General features: G+C 63.5%; 18 protein-coding genes and 1 pseudogene. 9 read left to right on the top strand and 10 right to left on the bottom strand.

What is annotated here, in order from left to right:
* Positions 1 to 91: 91 nt before the first annotated feature.
* Positions 92 to 1,792 carry an ATP-binding protein gene (locus ACWHXP_RS01315; protein WP_489634653.1) on the bottom strand — a complete coding sequence of 567 codons (1,701 nt, stop codon included), beginning with the start codon at positions 1,790 to 1,792 and terminating at the stop codon, positions 92 to 94.
* 278 nt (positions 1,793 to 2,070) lie between these two features.
* Between ACWHXP_RS01315 and ACWHXP_RS01310 the strand changes: the two are divergent.
* The 8 genes and pseudogenes from ACWHXP_RS01310 to ACWHXP_RS01275 all read left to right on the top strand — a co-directional run.
* Positions 2,071 to 2,439 (top strand): annotated as a pseudogene (locus ACWHXP_RS01310) (DUF924 family protein); the annotation flags it as partial.
* A 92-nt stretch (positions 2,440 to 2,531) separates the two neighbouring features.
* A complete protein-coding gene (gene pilV / locus ACWHXP_RS01305; RefSeq protein WP_489634654.1) occupies positions 2,532 to 3,047 on the top strand; it encodes a type IV pilus modification protein PilV in 516 nt (171 codons plus the stop codon).
* Positions 3,048 to 3,082: 35 nt separating this feature from the next.
* Complete coding sequence (locus ACWHXP_RS01300; RefSeq protein WP_489634655.1) at positions 3,083 to 3,961, top strand: PilW family protein; 879 nt, start codon at positions 3,083 to 3,085, stop codon at positions 3,959 to 3,961.
* Positions 3,958 to 4,590 carry a PilX N-terminal domain-containing pilus assembly protein gene (locus tag ACWHXP_RS01295; protein ID WP_489634656.1) on the top strand — a complete coding sequence of 211 codons (633 nt, stop codon included), beginning with the start codon at positions 3,958 to 3,960 and terminating at the stop codon, positions 4,588 to 4,590. The genes ACWHXP_RS01300 and ACWHXP_RS01295 overlap by 4 nt, the downstream gene beginning before the upstream one ends.
* Before the next feature lie 2 nt (positions 4,591 to 4,592).
* On the top strand, positions 4,593 to 5,048 hold the full coding sequence (locus ACWHXP_RS01290; RefSeq protein WP_121043415.1) for a type IV pilin protein: 456 nt from the start codon (positions 4,593 to 4,595) through the stop codon (positions 5,046 to 5,048).
* 4 nt (positions 5,049 to 5,052) lie between these two features.
* On the top strand, positions 5,053 to 5,526 hold the full coding sequence (locus tag ACWHXP_RS01285) for a GspH/FimT family pseudopilin (RefSeq protein WP_034335795.1): 474 nt from the start codon (positions 5,053 to 5,055) through the stop codon (positions 5,524 to 5,526).
* A gap of 108 nt (positions 5,527 to 5,634) precedes the next feature.
* Positions 5,635 to 6,756 (top strand): bifunctional diaminohydroxyphosphoribosylaminopyrimidine deaminase/5-amino-6-(5-phosphoribosylamino)uracil reductase RibD, encoded by a 1,122-nt coding sequence (gene ribD / locus ACWHXP_RS01280; protein ID WP_209534187.1) that lies wholly within the window; start codon positions 5,635 to 5,637, stop codon positions 6,754 to 6,756.
* Between the two features lie 45 nt (positions 6,757 to 6,801).
* Positions 6,802 to 7,422, top strand: coding sequence for a riboflavin synthase (locus tag ACWHXP_RS01275; protein WP_489623650.1), 621 nt, complete (start codon positions 6,802 to 6,804; stop codon positions 7,420 to 7,422).
* A gap of 26 nt (positions 7,423 to 7,448) precedes the next feature.
* Here ACWHXP_RS01275 and ACWHXP_RS01270 read toward each other — a convergent pair whose 3' ends face one another.
* The 9 genes from ACWHXP_RS01270 to andAc form a co-directional block, all read right to left on the bottom strand.
* Positions 7,449 to 8,312: an alpha/beta hydrolase gene (locus tag ACWHXP_RS01270; RefSeq protein ID WP_489634657.1), complete on the bottom strand. Its 864-nt coding sequence runs from the start codon at positions 8,310 to 8,312 to the stop codon at positions 7,449 to 7,451.
* 73 nt (positions 8,313 to 8,385) lie between these two features.
* Positions 8,386 to 9,096: an ABC transporter ATP-binding protein gene (locus ACWHXP_RS01265; protein ID WP_039784237.1), complete on the bottom strand. Its 711-nt coding sequence runs from the start codon at positions 9,094 to 9,096 to the stop codon at positions 8,386 to 8,388.
* Entirely contained in the window at positions 9,093 to 9,860 is a 768-nt protein-coding gene (locus tag ACWHXP_RS01260) for an ABC transporter ATP-binding protein (RefSeq protein WP_489634658.1), read from the bottom strand. The genes ACWHXP_RS01265 and ACWHXP_RS01260 overlap by 4 nt, the downstream gene beginning before the upstream one ends.
* Complete coding sequence (locus ACWHXP_RS01255) at positions 9,850 to 10,803, bottom strand: branched-chain amino acid ABC transporter permease (RefSeq protein ID WP_489634659.1); 954 nt, start codon at positions 10,801 to 10,803, stop codon at positions 9,850 to 9,852. The genes ACWHXP_RS01260 and ACWHXP_RS01255 overlap by 11 nt, the downstream gene beginning before the upstream one ends.
* A gap of 8 nt (positions 10,804 to 10,811) precedes the next feature.
* Positions 10,812 to 11,726, bottom strand: a complete 915-nt coding sequence (locus ACWHXP_RS01250; protein ID WP_489634660.1) for a branched-chain amino acid ABC transporter permease — start codon at positions 11,724 to 11,726, stop codon at positions 10,812 to 10,814.
* Positions 11,727 to 11,738: 12 nt separating this feature from the next.
* Positions 11,739 to 12,917 carry an ABC transporter substrate-binding protein gene (locus tag ACWHXP_RS01245; protein ID WP_287019793.1) on the bottom strand — a complete coding sequence of 393 codons (1,179 nt, stop codon included), beginning with the start codon at positions 12,915 to 12,917 and terminating at the stop codon, positions 11,739 to 11,741.
* A 102-nt stretch (positions 12,918 to 13,019) separates the two neighbouring features.
* Positions 13,020 to 14,093 carry an anthranilate 1,2-dioxygenase ferredoxin subunit AndAb gene (andAb, locus tag ACWHXP_RS01240; RefSeq protein WP_489634661.1) on the bottom strand — a complete coding sequence of 358 codons (1,074 nt, stop codon included), beginning with the start codon at positions 14,091 to 14,093 and terminating at the stop codon, positions 13,020 to 13,022.
* 7 nt (positions 14,094 to 14,100) lie between these two features.
* Positions 14,101 to 14,601: an anthranilate 1,2-dioxygenase small subunit AndAd gene (andAd, locus tag ACWHXP_RS01235; protein WP_489634662.1), complete on the bottom strand. Its 501-nt coding sequence runs from the start codon at positions 14,599 to 14,601 to the stop codon at positions 14,101 to 14,103.
* Positions 14,598 to 15,878, bottom strand: a complete 1,281-nt coding sequence (gene andAc / locus ACWHXP_RS01230) for an anthranilate 1,2-dioxygenase large subunit AndAc (protein ID WP_489634663.1) — start codon at positions 15,876 to 15,878, stop codon at positions 14,598 to 14,600. The genes andAd and andAc overlap by 4 nt, the downstream gene beginning before the upstream one ends.
* A 257-nt stretch (positions 15,879 to 16,135) precedes the next feature.
* Between andAc and ACWHXP_RS01225 the strand changes: the two genes are divergently transcribed.
* Entirely contained in the window at positions 16,136 to 17,296 is a 1,161-nt protein-coding gene (locus ACWHXP_RS01225; protein WP_489634664.1) for a muconate/chloromuconate family cycloisomerase, read from the top strand.
* Positions 17,297 to 17,325 lie beyond the last annotated feature (29 nt).

Below are 17,325 nucleotides of genomic sequence, written 5' to 3'. Positions count from 1 at the left end.
CTCCGTTCTCCCGCTCGCTGTCATGAGCAGGATTGTGGTCTAAACATGGGTCAACTTTGGATGCAAATTTCCGGGGAAAGTGGGTCAGTTTTCAATGCAAATCAACATCCTGCCCTTTCTGGGAGTCCAGGTTAGCGACCAAAGGATTGGCTTGACCAAGGGCATCTGCAAGCCTGGCATCAACAGCCTCCTCAAGGGCGGCGCTGTTGCGCACCTTGATCGCAAGGAATTCCTTGGTCAGCGGCAATACCCCAGGCATCTCTTCTGCCTGCACGCCTTTTCTGAAGACAACACCGCGATTCTCAAGCTCGTCCAGCGCACTAACGACTTCCTCCTCGGGAATGTCCAGCGCAATCGACAGGATGGGTAGCGTCCAGTTAGTGCCCAAGTACGGGTACAGAAGTGCAACATCGCGGGCATTTACGTTGAGCTCATCGAACATCGTTGTGAAGCAGAAGTCCAAGAACTCGCGCTTCTCGATTGGGGCACCTTTGAACGCATCCTCCGCCGTCCTGAGAGAGCCGCTCTTGGCCGCGATGGACGCGCTCCATTTCAGGGCCAGCGGAATCCCGCCGGTGTATTTGACGATGGACCGGATCGCGGCGCTGTCGTTCACTTTCCTACTATATCCCTGCCGCTTGAGCTCGATTTCGAAGAGCTGAATCGCCTCGTCTTCCAGCATCTCCGGAACAGGTACCGACAGGGCACCCATGTTCCGGCTGATACGGCTTGTCACCAGGACCTTCACCGGATCTGGCACCTCGCGATACAGGAAAGAGATCACCTGGTCGTCAGAAACATCCTCAATGTTGTCGATCAGTAGTAGCCCTCGTATGCCACTCATAGCATCAAGGATCGCAGCCTTAGTATCGTCCATAGATACTTCTGGCGGTAAGCCCAGGCAATTAGCGATTGTCTCCAGAAACTCGGTGATCCCTGAAAATCCGGCGACGCGCGACATCACGCTGCCCTGCCAGACCCTGCTCTTGGCTGACAACGAGATCAGGAACTCGTAGTCCCCGCCGTCATAGAACTGCCTTGCTAGCTCAATCGCCACGGCAGACTTTCCGACTCCACCTAGGCCGTCCAAAGAGATAACAGGGTGCCGGAGTTGCAGTGCTTTGCGGACCTCATCTAGGACCTCGCGACGGCCAATGAACTGCTCGCAGTGAGGGGCAAGGAGTCGAAAGTAGGGTTCGTCGATGTCTAGTGCGTAAGCCTCTTGCTGTGAGGCGTCGACATCCGTGAAGAGCGAGTAGATGTCGATTGGATCCTGGCAGGCCTTGGATTCGTCATCGACGCGTAGGAAGAATGTGTTTTTCTTAAATAGATTCTTGTTGTTACTCGTATCGATAGGCGCGTCTCGTTGGGTTGCGACTGGGAGCTGATTCTTAGCGATGCCAGGCACGAAGACGATCCAGATGACCCGGCCGTTCGCAAGCTCAATAGTCTCCTGGAACACTTTAACCCGCGGGCCGACATACGCCTTTAACTTGTCGTTAACTCGCTTCGTGTCGACCGCATCGGACGCCGGGATGCCTTTGACGACATATTTGTCGTCGATACCGATGCAGATCGCGCCACCCTTCGCGTTGTGAAAGGCCAGGACGTGCCGGGCGAGCTTGGCGATGCCAACGGGGCTGCTAACCTCAAGCTGCTCCTTATAGTCCCACCACTCGCCTTCGTTTCGGTTCTTTGCCTTGGTCTTATCCTTAGTCAGCAACTCAGCTTCAAATGCCGGGTCCATGGCCATCTTCTTCAAGCTGGCGGTGATGACAGCAGCCAAACTCATCCATCTCCTCCCCTGATTGTTAGGTTTTAATTTTAACCTGAAGCGCTATAAAAACCGCGCCATCTCGATATCGGCACAATGTTATCAGGCCATCGTCAACATTTCGCAATCGGAAAGATTGGGGACATACTCAATACACGCCGCATCATCAAAAAAAATGGACTAATTTCGAGCCCACTGTCCGTTTCTTACAAAAAATAATGGACATTGTACTTTCCGCTAAGTAGCTGATTCAAAAAGAAATATCTCTGTCCATTTTTAATTTACCGCCAGGTACGAGAAACATCTACCGCGACACCGCCCAGGCCTTCGCCCACGATGAACTGGCACGCCAGTGCAGCCATCTGGCGCTGGCCATGGGCCTGGATGCAGACTTGCCGCCGCTGGCCCGGGTGTTCCTCTACCTGCCGCTGGAACACGCCGAAGACCTCGACGACCAGGAGTACGTGGTGCAACTCATGGGCGCACTGGCCAAGGCGGCCAGCGCCGAAGACAAGGCGACCTTTGACGGCTATGCCGACTATGCGCGACGACACCATGCCGTGATCGCGCGCTTCGGACGCTTCCCCCACCGCAACCGCATCCTGGCGCGCGAGAGCACGCCGGAAGAAGTCGACTTCCTCAAGCAACCGGGTTCTTCCTTCTGAAGTTTTCGATAGCAGCGCACTGATTCGGGGTTTTGCTGGAGCGGCATTTTCTTTTTCCCTAGACTCGCGGGCTTTCCTTTCCAGGATTTCCCATGCGCGGTCGCTCCCCAGGTTTCTCGATGATGGAGGTGCTGGTGGCCATGCTGGTCATCGGCACCGGTGCGCTGGCCATCGCCATGCTGCAACTGCACGCGCTGCGCAGCAGCCAGGACAGCAGCCTGCACGCCCGTGCCACCCTGCTGGCGCAGGAACTGGCCGAATTGCGCGCAGCCTTGCCGGCCACCGCTGGCGTCGCCGATCCCCTGTTGTTTTCCCTCGCGGCGGGCAAGCCGTTCACGGCCCATGCCGATTGCGAACAGAGTGCCTGCAGCCCGGCCGATTTCGTCCGGGCCAGCCTGGCCGACTGGAGCGGCCGGCTGGTCCGCGATTTCCCGCAAGCGCGCGTCACCGTCTGCCGTGACGGCCCGCGCCCGCCCCCCGAAGACTGGCGCTGCGACGGCCTCGAAAGCAGCCCAGCCGTCCTGAAGATGGCCTGGCACCGCCCCGGCTCGGCCAAGGGGACGGCTGCTGCCGCCGCGCCGCTGGTGAGCCTGAACCTGGGCCGCTGACGATGCCGGCGCGATCCCCCTTCCCGGCGCGCGCGATGCGTCTGCATCAGACCGGACTGACCCTGGTCGAACTGATGATTGCGCTGGCCATCGGCCTCCTGGTGGTGCTGGTGGCCGGTACGCTGCTGCAGCAGGCGCGTGCGGCTTACCAGGAGATGGACGATGCCGGCCGCGTCGAGGAAACCGGCCGCGTGGCCCTGGATCACCTGCAACAGGTGTTGCGCCAGGCCGGCCATCTGCCGCTGGAAAGCCTCTCCGACGACAGCTCGCCGGCCCTGCTGCCGGGCCTGCGCGGGCTGGATGACAGCCGCCAGGCCGACGCCCTCGATCCGGCCGCAGGACTGTTCGGCAGCAGCACCGCTGACGGCGTCAACCACAGCGATCTCCTCATGCTCGGTTTCTTCGGTGCCCCGCGCGGCAGCCATGCCGAAATCAGCCACTGCAGCGGCGCGCAAGCTCCGGTGGGCAAGCCGGAAGAAGCCGCGCGCCACTGGGTCATCTACTACATCGCACCCGGCACCGGCGACGAGCCCGAGCTGCGCTGCCGCTACCAGGGCAAAAACGGCAACTGGACCTCGGACGCCATCGCCCGTGGCGTGGAAGCCATGCAATTGCGCTATGCCATCGACAGCGATGGCGATGGCCGTCCAGATCGCTGGCTGGATGCCTCGGCCATGCCGGGCGAGGCCTGGGGCCGGGTAATCCTGGTGCGTATCGCGCTGCTGGTACGCGGCGTACAGCGACGGCCGGCCGCGCCGGGCAGTGAAACCCGCAGCTACGACCTGTTCCTCCCCGGCCGACGCAGCGATCCGGCGTGGCGCGTCACCGAGAGCGGCCAGGAGCAGCGGCGGCGTGCAGTCTTTCAAGGCAGCGTCATGCTGCGCAACCTGTCCATGGCGGAGGCCGGGAAATGAAGAGGCCACCATGTCACCCGCGCCAGCGCGGTGCCACGCTGATGATCACGCTCATGCTGCTGAGCGTGATCCTGTTGCTGGGTGCGGCCACCACCTCACTGCTCTTACTGGAGGAACGCGGCGCGCGCAACCATCGCGAACGTGCCCAGGCCAGGCTGGCCGCCCAGGCGGCGCTGGAAGATGCCTGCGACGACCTGCGCTACCACCGCCAGATCGATCCCGGGCAATTCACTGCCAGGCGCGCCTGCCGCAGCGATGCCGCCGGTGCCGGCCTGTGCGTGGGCCATCACGACCGCGCCGGCTGGGAGCCTGCACAACTGCATGGGCCCGACGCCCTCTCGGCCACCTACGGCCAGTTCACCGGACGGCGCTATCGCGCCCTGCCCGGCGTGGCGACGCCGCGTTACCTGATCGAACGTCTGGCGCCGAAGTCCGACAAGAGTCCCAGCAAGCTCCCCGGCGACGAAGAGGCTCCCACCCTCTATCGCCTCAGCGCCGTCGGCTACGGCCGGCAGGGTGCCATCGTGGCGCTGCAGGCGCTGGTGCAGTTGCCCGCCCGGCCCGGCAGCGTGCCCGCCAGTTGCCCGCTGCAGGCCTGGCGTCCTCTCTATCTTCCTTTGACGGAATGACCATGCATCCTCCCTTGCGCTCCTCTCCCGCTCCGGCAAATGGCTTCACACTGCTGGAAATCCTGGTCAGCCTGGCCATCGTGATCCTGCTGGCCGGGCTCGGCTGGAACGGTTACCTTCACATCGTCAAGAAAGCCAGCCGCGCCGAAGGACGCGCGGCCATCCTCCACGTGCTGCTGCAACAGGAACGGCACTACGCCTACCAGCATCGCTACCGGCCCTTCCAGCCGGGCAGCGCGGCCCAGGGTTTCAAGTGGTATTCCGGGGCCACGCCGCAAACCAGCGCCTATGCCCTGTCCGCAAGGGCCTGCGAGGATGAGGATCTGGCCAGCTGCGTGCTGGTCATCGCCACGCCGGGCGGCAGCGGCGTCAACACCGCCCATGAAGATGCCCAATGCGGCGTGCTGCAAGCCGACAACCGGGGCAATCGCCGCGCCGACGGCAAGGAGTGCTGGTGACCTCATGCGCGCAACCGGATTCTCGCTCATTGAACTCATGGTGGTGCTGCTGATCGCGGCCCTGGTGCTGGCCGCCGGCATCCCGGCGCTGCAACAGCTCTCCACCGAACACCAGTTGGCGGCGGCCGGCAGCGATTTCTTCCACGGCGTGCAACTGACCCGCTCCGAAGCCCTGCGCGCCGGCCGCCGCGCCGAGATGCGTCCGCGCGATGGCCGCGACTGGCAGAGCGGCTGGGAGATCCGGGTCGGACAACAAGTGGTCGCCCATCATCGCGCTCTGGAGGTCGGCATCGCCGTGGCCTACACCACCGGCGGCGAACTGGTGGCTTACCAGCCGGACGGCCAGCCGGTCACGCGCGGCAGCTGGTACTTCAGCAGCGGCGTGAACTCGCGTGCGGTGGTGATCAACTTCCTGGGGCGGGTACGGATCTGCAATCCCGTCCTCGATAACCAGTGCAGCCTGGCCGCGCCCGAGTAGATCGCCGGTGCCGCCGGCCTTGCGGGCGATCCGGCAAAGCCGTGTATATTGACGGGCATCCGGCCTCGCCCCTGGCAGGCCTTGCCGCCTATTTCGTGTTAGCACACCATGACTTCCACTGCAGATCCGCTCTACCTGTTCGACATCGAGAATGACCAGCAAGCCATGGCCCTGGCCTTGCTGCAAGCCGGCTTCGGCATGCTCGACACCACCCCCAATCCGCGCGTGGGCTGCGTCATCGTCAAGGACCGGCGCATCATCGGTGCCGGCTTCACCCAGCCGCCCGGCGGCAACCACGCCGAAATCCAGGCCATGGCCGATGCCGCCGCGCGCGGACACGAGGTGCGCGGTGCCACCGTCTACGTCACGCTGGAACCCTGCAGCCATTTCGGCCGCACCCCGCCCTGTGCCGATGCGCTGGTGCGCGCCGGCGTGGCGCGCGTGGTTGCCGCCATTGCCGACCCCAACCCGCTGGTGGCCGGACAGGGCCTGGCCCGCCTGCAGGCAGCCGGCATCGAGGTCGCCTGCGGACTGCTGGAAGAAGAAGCGCGCGAGATCAACATCGGCTTCCTGCATCGCATGCGTACCGGACGTCCGTGGGTACGCATGAAGAGCGCCGCCAGCCTGGATGGCAAAACCGCCCTGCACAATGGCGTGAGCCAGTGGATCACCAGCCAGGCCGCGCGCGACGACGGCCACATCTGGCGCGCCCGCGCCTGCGCCATCATGGCCGGCATCGGCACCATCCAGAAGGACGATGCGCAACTCACCGTGCGTGCCATCGACACCCCGCGCCAGCCGCGCCGCATCGTGGTCGACAGCAAGCTGATCGTCTCGCCCGAAGCGCGCGTGATCCAGGGCGGCAATACCTGGGTCTTCACCGCCACCGATGACCGCGAAAAGCGCGCCGCGCTGGAAGCCGAGGGGGCCGAAGTCATCCTGCTGGACAACGCCGAAGGCAAGGTGGACCTGCCAGGCCTGGTGCGTGAATTGGGCCAGCGCCAGATCAATGAATTGCACGTGGAAGCCGGCGCCAAGCTCAATGGCGCGCTGATCCGCGCAGGCTGCGTGGACGAACTGCTGGTCTACCTGGCCCCGGCCCTGATCGGCGATGGCCGCAACATGTTCGAGCTGCCGCCGCTGGAAGACCTGTCGGGCAAGATCGGCATCCACTTCCACGAGGTCAAGCAGGTCGGGCCGGATTTGCGTATCCTTGCCCGTTTCGCGTAAGCGTTTTTGCTTTTTCTTTCAGATTTTTTGTATCAGGACTGAATCATGTTTACAGGAATCGTTGCCGCCGTCGGCACCATCACCTCCGTCACCCCCCTGGCAGCCGGCCCTGACGCCGGTGTGCGCCTGACCATCGATGCGGGCAGCCTGCCCATGGCCGATGTCGGCCTGGGCGATTCGATTGCGCTCAATGGTGCCTGCATGACCGTAGTGGAGAAGACCGCCAGCGGCTTTACCGTCGATGTCTCGCGGGAAAGCCTGCGCCTGACGGCCGGGCTGGACGCCCCTGGCGAAGTCAATCTGGAAAAGGCCCTGACCCTGGCCGAGCGCCTGGGCGGCCACCTGGTCTCCGGCCACGTCGATGGCCTGGGACAGGTGCATTCCTTCGAGCCCGTGGGTGAATCGCGCGAGCTGATCGTCGATGCCCCCAAGGCACTGGGCAAGTACCTGGCTTACAAAGGATCGATCGTGGTCAATGGCGTGTCGCTGACGGTCAACCGCGTGGAAGACCTGGCCGATGCCTGCCGCTTCTCCATCAACCTGATTCCGCATACGGTGGAAGTGACCACGCTCAAGCATTTGAAGGCGGGCAGCAAGGTCAATCTGGAGATTGACCTGATTGCGCGGTATGTGGAGCGCATGCTGTCTTCCTCGAACGCTTCCTGAGCCCCACGCCTCCCTGCAGGTCGTCCTCAGGGGCGGCCTGCATCACCGATCTCCGCAATCACCGCACGGCACACCGGACTGTTCTCATCCGCCAGCGGGAACAGCACCGTGTAGTGATGCGTCTGCGGCACCACGTGATGCGCCACCACCTGCGGCCAGCAGTTGGCCATCACGGCCGCCTGCAGGTGGAATTGCGCGGTCTCCAGTTCACCAATGATGGTATGCATGCGCGTACCCGTGGGCCCGGCCTGCAGCACCGGTGAGAGCGCATCCGCACGCTGCTCGTCCAGCGTCAGTGCCTTGTTGAGCGAAGTCGGGATCAACGGCACCAGATCGAACACGCCACTGATGGCAAAGACGGCCTGCACCGGCAAGGCACTCGCCTGCGCGGCCACGAAGGCCGCCAGATGGCCGCCCGCCGAATGCCCCATCAGCGAGACACGATTCACATCGATGCCCAAGCGATCCGCCTGCTGCGCAATGGTGGCAAGCAACGCCTGTACCTCTGCCACCATGTCCTCGATGCGAGCCTGCGGGGCCAGCGAATAATTGATCACCGCCACGCTGATGCCCGCCTTGACGTAAGGCGCGGCGATGAAGCCGATGTCACGCTTGTCGCCGCCCTGCCAGTAACCACCGTGGATGAACACCAGCAAAGGCCGCTGTGCCCCTTGCGCACGATAGAAATCGAATCGCTGAAGCGGTGCATCACCATAGGCGATGTCGGACTCGGTCAGCAAGGTAGTGGCAATGGCGGCCGTCGCCTGCTGCCATTGCTGCAGCACCTGCGGAAAATCCGGAAAGGCGGCCTTGAGGTTGTAGCCCGCCTCGCACTCGGCGATGGGGCAAAGGACGCGGCGAGCGTCCGTCTCGACTTGATTGGGGAGCATTCAGTTTTCCTTAATGCTGTTTGCAACAGCATTAAACCTGCGTTAATGGATCAATATCCGCGCAACAAGCGCCTTACACGCTCAGATACTGATCCCACAATTCCGTCTGCACCGACAGCTGCGCCGAATCGCCCTGCCAGACCACCTTGCCCTTTTCGAGGATGGTGTGCTGGTCGGCAAAGCCGATCAGACGCTTGATGTACTTGTCGATGACGATGATGGTCAGCCCATATTCGCGCAAGGCTTTCAGGCAAGCCCAGATTTCTTCCCGCACCAGCGGCGCCAGGCCTTCGGTGGCTTCATCGAGAATCAGCAGATGCGGATTGGTCATCAGCGCCCGGCCGATGGCCAGCATCTGCTGCTCGCCGCCCGAGAGCTGGCCGCCGCCATTGTGGCGGCGCTCCTTCAGGCGCGGGAACTGCTGATAAATCTTTTCCAGCGTCCATGGATTGTCGCGGCCATTGCGGCGCGCCGCAAAGGCGGACAGATTTTCTTCCACGCTCAGGTTCTTGAAGATCTGCCGCCCCTCCGGCACGATGGCGATGCCGCGCCGGGCAATCGCATCGGCACTGGCGCTGTGGATGGCTTCGCCACGAAAGCGCACCACGCCGCCGGTCGGGCGATTCAATCCGAGGATGGTGCGCAGCGTGGTGGTCTTGCCCATGCCATTGCGGCCCAGCAGGGTTACCACTTCGCCTTCCCTGACCTGCATGTCGATCCCGAACAGCACCTGGCTCGCACCATAGCCGCCGGTCAGGCCTTCCACTTCCAGCAAAGCACTCATTGCGTTTCCTCCTCGCCCAGGTAGGCCAGCTTGACCTCGGCATTGGCGCGGATCTCGTCCACGCTGCCGGTGGCCAGCACCGCCCCCTGCACCAGCACCGTCATGCGGTCGGCCAGGGCGAAGACAGCCTCCATGTCATGTTCCACCAGCACCACCGTCAGTTCCTCTTTGAGCGACTGGATCAGCGCGATCATGTCGCCGGATTCCTCATGGCCCATGCCGGCCATCGGTTCATCCATCAACAGCACGCGCGGACCGCAGGCGATGGCCAGGCCCACATCCAGCCGGCGCCGCGCTCCATGCGAGAGCTGCGACGACAACTGATGCACGACCTTTTCCAATCCGACCCGGCGCGCCACCGTCATGGCCGCTTCCCGTGCGGCGCGATCACTCGCGCTGGCATGGAAGAAGCCATAGCTGCGATGCTGCCCGCGCTGCACGGCCACCTGCAGGTTGTCCAGCACGCTCAACTCATCGAAGACGCTGGTGATCTGGAACGAGCGCACCAGCCCGGCTGCCACACGCGCCTGTTCCGCGTGGCCATGCATGGGCTGGCCGAACAGGTGGACCTCGCCCGCATCGGCTGCCAGCGCCCCGGAAAGCAGGGACAGCAAGGTCGTCTTGCCCGCGCCATTGGGACCGATGATGGCGTGCACGTGGCCCGCTGCAATCTCCAGGTCGACATCGCGCGTGGCCGCCAGGCCGCCGTAGTTTTTCTTCAGGCCCTTGACCGAGAGGGCCACCGCTGCCTGTTCATGCCCCATGCTGCTCTCCCTGCTTGAGTGTCTTGCCGATGGTGGCCAGCGAGCTCACGCCGCGCGGTGCCACCATGACCACCAGCAAGAGGATCAGGCCGACATAGATCTGCCAGTATTCGAAATGCGTCGACAGCACTTCCTCCAGCAACAGGAAGGCCGCTGCACCGAGCAGGCCGCCGTAAAAATAGCCGACCCCGCCCAGCGCCACCATCACCAGCAGGATGCCGGACTGCGACCAGTGCAGCAGCTTGGGGCTGGCAAAGAGATTGCTCATGCCGATGAGGCTGCCGGCCAGTCCCGCGATGACAGCGGCGATCACGAAGGCCGCCAGCTTGTAGCGCAGCGCCGGATAGCCGATGGCCTGGGCGCGCCGCTCGTTCTGCCGGATGGCATTCAAGGCCAGCCCGAAGCGCGAGGCCAAGAGCCGCTGCAGCAACACGAAGCTGGCCACCAGCCAGGCCAGCACGACCCAGTAGAAGGCGTTGTCGCCGCTCATGTCGAGGCCGAAGCCCAGCAGCGGACGCGCCGTCACCTGCAGGCCATCGTCGCCGCCGTAATACCGGAAGCCAACGAAGAAGTAGTAGAACAATTGCGCCAGCGCCATGGTGATCATGATGAAATACACCGCCCGCGTGCGCAGGGCAATCACCCCGATCACCAGGCCGACCAGGCCCGTCACCAGCGCGGCCAGCAGCCAGATCAGCCAGGCGCTGGTCACGCCATGGAAACTGGCGATGGCCGTGACATACGCACCCAGCCCGAAGAACACTGCATGACCAAAACTGACCATGCCGCCGTAACCAAGAATGAAATTGAGGCTGGCCGCCACCATCGCAAAGATCAGGATGCGGGTGACCACGCCGATGTAGTACTCCATCCCGCTGGCCTGCGCCAGCAGCGGCAGCAGCACCGCCAGGACGAGCAGCAGGAGAACGAACAGACGTTGCATGGGATTCCTCAGGGTCGGGCAGGGAACAGACCGCTGGGGCGCCAGAACAGCACCGCGATCATCACCAGGTAGATCATCATCGAGCCCAGCGCCGGACCGACCGAGGCGGCCGCATCGGCACTGAGGAAGAGCGCGAAGAGCTGCGGCAGCAAACTGCGCCCCAGCGTATCGACTACCCCCACGATGAGCGCGCCGATGGCCGCGCCCGGCACCGAGCCGATGCCGCCGATGACCACCACCACGAAGGCCAGGATCAGCACGTCATCGCCCATGCCGGCCTGCACCGCCACCAGCGGCCCCAGCATGATGCCCGCCAGCGCCGCCAGCAGCAGCCCGAAGCTGAACACCAGCCGGAACAGCAGGCGGATGTTGATGCCCATGGCCGTGACCATTTCCAGGTTGTTGGCGCCGGCACGCACCCACATGCCGATGCGCGTGCGGTTGATGAGGAAGTACAGCGCCACGGCCACCACCACGCCCACCGCCATGACCAGCAGGCGATAGCTGGAATACGGCAGCCCGAACAGATTGACCGGCCCGGCGAAGGCCGGCGGCATGTTCAGCGGCAGCGGCTGCGGGCCCCAGATCATGCGCACGCCATCGTTGAAGATCAGGATGAAGGCGAAGGTGGCCAGCACATGCACCATGTGATCCTTCTTGTAGAGCCGCCGGAACACCAGCCACTCCAGCAGGAAGCCCAGCGCTGCCGTGGCCGGCAGGGCCACCAGCAGGCCCAGCCAGAAGGAACCGCTGGCCCCGGCCACCACCGCCGCCACGTAGGCGCCGATCATGAAGAAGCTGCCGTGCGCCAGGTTCACGAAGTTCATCACGCCAAAGATCAGCGTCAATCCCGAAGCGATCAGGAACAGCATGACGCCGAACTGCAGGCTGTTGAGCACCTGCTCGAAGATCAGATTACCCAAGGTGCACCGTCCTCAAGGCATCTTGCATTGACCGACATAGGCGTCGACGTGATCGGGCAGCAGCGTCTGGGTCATGTTGTTGACGTACTTGCCGTCCGCGCCCTTGGTCACCACCCGCGCATACTGATTCTGGATCGGGAAGTGATTGGCCGCGAACTTGAAGCCCCCGCGCACCGACTTGAAGTTGGCCGCCTTGATGGCTGCAATAAGGGCCTCGCGATTTTCGACCTTGCCGCCGATGGTTTTGACGGCGCTGTCGATGAGCATGGCCGCGTCATACGCCTGGGAAGCGAACATCGAGGGCTGATGGCCGTATTCCTTGATGTAGGCCGCCACGAAGGCGCGGTTCTGTTCATTGGGCAGGTCGGCCGACCACTGGCCGGTGTTGGCCACGCCGGCGATCAGGTCGCCGTTGGAGAGCATCTGCTGGTCCGCATCATAGGCGGGCATCACGCGCACGATCTTGGGGTCCATGCCGGCGGCCGCGTATTGCTTGACGAAGTTCACGCCCATGCCGCCCGGCAGGAAGAAATACAGGGCATCGATATTGGCTGCACGCAACTGCGCGATCTCAGTCGCGAAATCGAGCTGGCCCAGCTTGGGGAAAAGTTCGACCGCAGGGTCTTTCTTGAGGAAACGCTTGAAGCCTGCCGAGGCATCCTTGCCCGCCGGATAGTTGGGGGCGATGATGGCCACGCGCTGGTAGCCCTTGTCGGCCATCAGCTTGCCGGCCGCTTCATGGGTGGCGTCGTTCTGGTAGCTGGCGCTGAAGAAATACGGGTTGCAGCCCGCACCGGCCAGTTGCGCCGGACCGGCATTGGCGCTGACCACCACGGTCTTGCTGGCGAAGGCCGCCGGGGCCACGGCCAGCAGGATGTTGGAATAGACGAAGCCGCTCAGGATATCGACCTTCTCGCGCTTGATGAGACGGTCCGCGCCCTGCTTGGCAGCATCGGGGCTGAACTGGTCATCGACCACGATGACTTCGGCGGGCACGCCACCGAGCTTGTTGCCCAGCATCTTCATGGCCAGCATGAAGCCTTCGCGCTCATCCACGCCGGGCGCACTGGCCGGGCCGCTCAGGGTGGTCAGGAAGCCCACCTTCACCACATCGGCCGCCTGCGCGGACAGGCTTGCGCCCGCCGCCATCGCCATCATTACCGCACCTGCCACTTTAGTGAGTCGATTCATGCCTGGATTCCCCTCTAGATTCTTTGGTTTGAATTCGGTGTGAAGCTGGAAGCGTAGCGGCGCGTGAAACCTGGATTTCACCGCAAGCCCGGCCTGGAAAAACTATTTACGCAGGTCGGCTTTCGAGACAAAGGCATCCGCAAAGAAAGCCGTCCCCGGCAGGCCGCAGGTGGCCGTGAAATCGCGCCGCGCTGACTCTACCACGACCGGCGCGCCACAGGCATAGACCTGATACGACTGCATCGCCGGTACATCCTGCATCACGGCCTGGTGGACGAAGCCGGTGCGTCCGCTCCAGCCGCTGGCGGCGTCGGCCTCGGACAGCACCGGCACGTAATCAAACCATGGCAGGCTCGCCGCCCAGTCGCGGCACAGTGCATCGAGATACAGGTCGGCGGCACGGTGACCGCCCCAGTACAGGCGCATCGCACGAGTGCTGCCGGTGGCGATGGCCTCTTCCACCAGTGCCTTGACCGGAGCAAATCCTGTGCCACTGGCCAGCAGGATCACCGGCTCGCTGCCCTCGCGCATGAAGAAGCTGCCGGCCGGTCCCTCCAGCTGGAACTGCTGCCCCGGCTGCATGCCGTTGAAGAGGCGGTCCGTGAACAGTCCGCCGGGCAAGTGGCGCACGTGCAGCTCCAGCAGATCGCTGCCGTCCCTGGCATAGGTCGCCATGGAATAGCTGCGGCGCTGGCCGTCTTCCAGCAGCAGATCGATGTACTGGCCGGCGCGATAGGACAGCGGCGCCGCACAGCGCAGGCGCAGGATGGCCACATCCGGAGCGGCGCGCGTGATGCTTTCCAGCGTGGCCTGCACTGACTGCAATGCCGGTTCGGCGCTGGCGATGGCGGCGGCATCGCTCTCCCCGCCCACGCCAATTTCGACCCGTCCCGCGACTACACGCACCGGGAAGCTGCGCACCGCCTCGGTCACCGGCGCACAGCGCGGTGCACCGCTGCGTATGTCGAACAGCCCCTGGTGCAGCGGACACTCGACACAGCCATCTTCGACATAGCCATCGGAGAGCTTGGCATTGCCGTGGGTGCACAAGTCCTTGAGCGCAAAGATTTCCTCGCCCAGGCGGAACACCGCCACCGCCTGGCTGCCCGCGCGGGCCGCAGCCACTTCGCCCTCGGCGAAATCATCGGCATGGCCGACATCGAACCACTCGCTCATGGCCGCCTCAGATCGGAGTGGCCAACAGGGTCGCCACGCGCAGCGTGTCGTAGATCACGCGGCGGCGGGCATAGCGCCAGCCGGCCTCGGTCCTGACCACGCGGTCCTCATAACGGCCGGCCTGGTAGACGAAGGACTCGCCGTTCTGCAAGGTCTGCACCACCACGTAGCTCGATTGCGCATCCACCGAACCGTCGGCGTTCTGCGTGAACACCAGCCCGGAAGTCATGTGGCGATAGGTGTGCGCCTCGTAGATGTTGGCGTGGCGCAGCGAGAGCACGCGATCCTGCAGCATCTTCTTGCTGTCGCAATAGATGATGCCGATGGGCAGGCCGGCATCGGCGTTCTCGCGCGGCACGATTTCATACAGGCAGTCGTCGGTAAAAAACTCCGGCCACTGTTCCAGGCTGTCGTTGTCGAGCGCATGCACGTAGCGCTCCTGCAGTTGGTGCAGCTCGAACCACAAGCTCATCTGTTCCATGTTTTGCATCTGCTTTGCCTCGCTCATGCCTGCTCGATGGACGGGAAGCCCATCAGTTTCTGGTAGCCCATCCAGAACTTGCGGATCAGGCTTTCGGTAATCAAAGTGTCTTCCTGGTCGGGGTTGTCGCGCGCCATGTCGATCACCGAGCAGTGGTCCGGGTCACGGGCGGTGCCACGCTGCACCAGTTCAGTAGCCTCGGTGTCTTCCATCGAGATGTAGCCGGCCGGCCCCACCAGGTTGGCCTGCTTGATGCGCAGGGCGCGCAGCTCGGGGGTGTCGTCCTCGTAGCCGAAGAAGTGGAAGACCAATTCGAAGTTGCTCGGGCCCTTGGGCAGCAACTGGCGCGCCACCAGGGTGTTATGGATTTGCTGCACCACCAGCTGCGGGAAGATGGGCTGGATGTGGTTGGTGGTCAGTTCCTCGAATTCCTTGATCTGGCCCAGCACCGACGGATCCTGCAGCGAAAAGCCCTCGTCGAAGGAGCGGATCTCCTGCTGCTTGTAGGCATCCGCCGTCTCCACTTCATTCTTGGTGGCGGTGATGATGCTGTGCAGGCCATGATGCTTGTCGGCCAGCGAGCGCGCCTTCATGCCCACGCGGAAGATGTTGAAGGTGGTGTGGAACAGGTGCAGCAGGCTGGCGTGATACGGGTCCTTGACGTTTTCCAGGTAGAGCTTCCAGTTCGACTTGGAATACTGGCGCGTGCAGCCGAGGTAGACGATGGGCTTGTGGAAGATGCGGTCGATCCACGGGCGCATCTCGGCGCCGATGTAGTCCGGCAGCGATTCCACGGTCTCGCTGAAGGTGGCGAAGACCAGGCCCTTGTAGCTGTCCACGCGCAACTGGCGCAGGCCGTGGCACTTGGGATCGAAATCCTTGGCCATGCCGGTGGCACCCTTCTGGCCACGGCGGAAAGGCACGCCCAGCAGGTTGCCGCGCGAGTCGAAACTCCACTGGTGATAAGCACAGCTGTGCGAACTGGCATTGCCGCGCGGCGTACGGCAGACGATGGCGCCACGATGCGAGCACTTGTTGACCCAGGCGGCCAGGGTGCCATCTTCGGTGCGGGTGACCACCACCGGGGTGTCGCCGACGAAGGTACTTTTGTAATCGCCGTTATTGGGAATCTCGGCTTCCAGGGCCAGGAAGCTCCAGGTCTCGCCACGGTAGATGCGTTCCTGCTCCAGGTCATAGACCTCTTTGGAGCTGAATACCTTGTAAGGAGTGCGCGCACCATCGGTGCGGGGGAATTGCACCAGCGGTGCATAGCCTTGCTGTTCGAGTTCGGTGGATGTGCTCATGCGACGGTCCTCATCGTGGGATGCCAGGCGGGGCCTGGACGATGAGCCATCTTAGGCAGACTGCACAAGGACGAATATCCGCCATTTGCATAGTTGCGGGGCAGTCTTGTCCGTTTTTTGCATACCCTCAACGTTATACCCAAAAGGTATGCAGCATGCCCGAATCGGTCTTGGACACCCAGGCGGCTTTGTTCCTATCATCCATTCCAAATCAGACATCGTCAGCATTCGCCTTCTTCTTTTCTACGGACTGCATCTTGAATTCCACCCTGCCCGCCACCTCCATTGAAACCGTCGAGGTCCTGCTGCTGGACGTTCCCACCATCCGCCCGCACCGCCTGTCGATGACCACCATGCACCGCCAGACCCTGGTGCTGGTGCGCATCACCGGCAACGATGGCGTGGCCGGCTGGGGCGAGGCCACCACCATCGGTGGCCTCGCCTATGGCGAAGAAAGTCCGGAAAGCATCAAGGTCAACATCGACACCTACATCACGCCGCTGCTGCTGGGCGCCGATGCCAACCAGGTTGCCGCCCGCATGCATCACATTGCCGAGCACGTGCAGGGCAACCGCTTCGCCAAATGCGCCATCGAGACCGCGCTGTCGGATGCGCTGGCGCGCCGCCTGGGCGTGCCCCTGTCGACGCTCTTCGGTGGCCGTGTGCGGGAAAGCCTGCCGATTGCCTGGACCCTGGCCAGCGGCGACACGGCGCGCGACATCGAGGAGGCCGAGAAGATGCTGGCCCAGCGCCGCCACAACATCTTCAAGCTCAAGATCGGCGCGCGCACCGTAGAGCAGGATTGCGCCCACGTGGCCGCCATCAAGCGCGCCCTCGGCGAGCGCGGCAGCGTGCGGGTGGACGTGAACCAGGCCTGGACCGAGACCGAGGCCATGCTGGGCATGCAGCTGCTGGCCGATGCCGGCGTGGATCTGGTGGAGCAGCCCATCGCCGCCGGCAATCACGATGGCCTGGGCCGCCTGCGCCAGAAGAACCGCATCGCCATCATGGCCGACGAAAGCCTGCATGGTCCTCAGGATGCTTATCAACTGGCCCGCGTGGGTGCTGCCGATGTGTTCGCCGTGAAGATCAATCAATCCGGCGGACTGGCCGGTGCGCAACAAGTCGCGGCCATCGCCGCTGCCGCCCAGGTCGAACTGTATGGCGGCACCATGCTGGAAGGCGCCATCGGCACCATGGCCTCGGCCCAGTTGTTTGCCACCTTTGGCACGCTGGCCTGGGGCACTGAACTGTTCGGCCCGCTGCTGCTGACCGAAGAAATCCTGGCCACGCCGCTGCGTTACCGCGACTTCGCCCTGGAACTGCCGAGCGGCCCCGGCCTCGGCATCACCCTGGATGAAGATCGCGTCAACGCGCTGCGCCGCGACCGCAAGACCCCGCTGGTCTCCGTGGCCTGAACCATCGGCCCGGACCAACCGCACTCACC

It is taken from the genome of Herbaspirillum sp. Her2, from assembly GCF_057961375.1.
The sequence above is the reverse complement of the archived record's forward strand: the minus strand, read 5'-3'. Positions and strand labels throughout refer to the sequence as shown.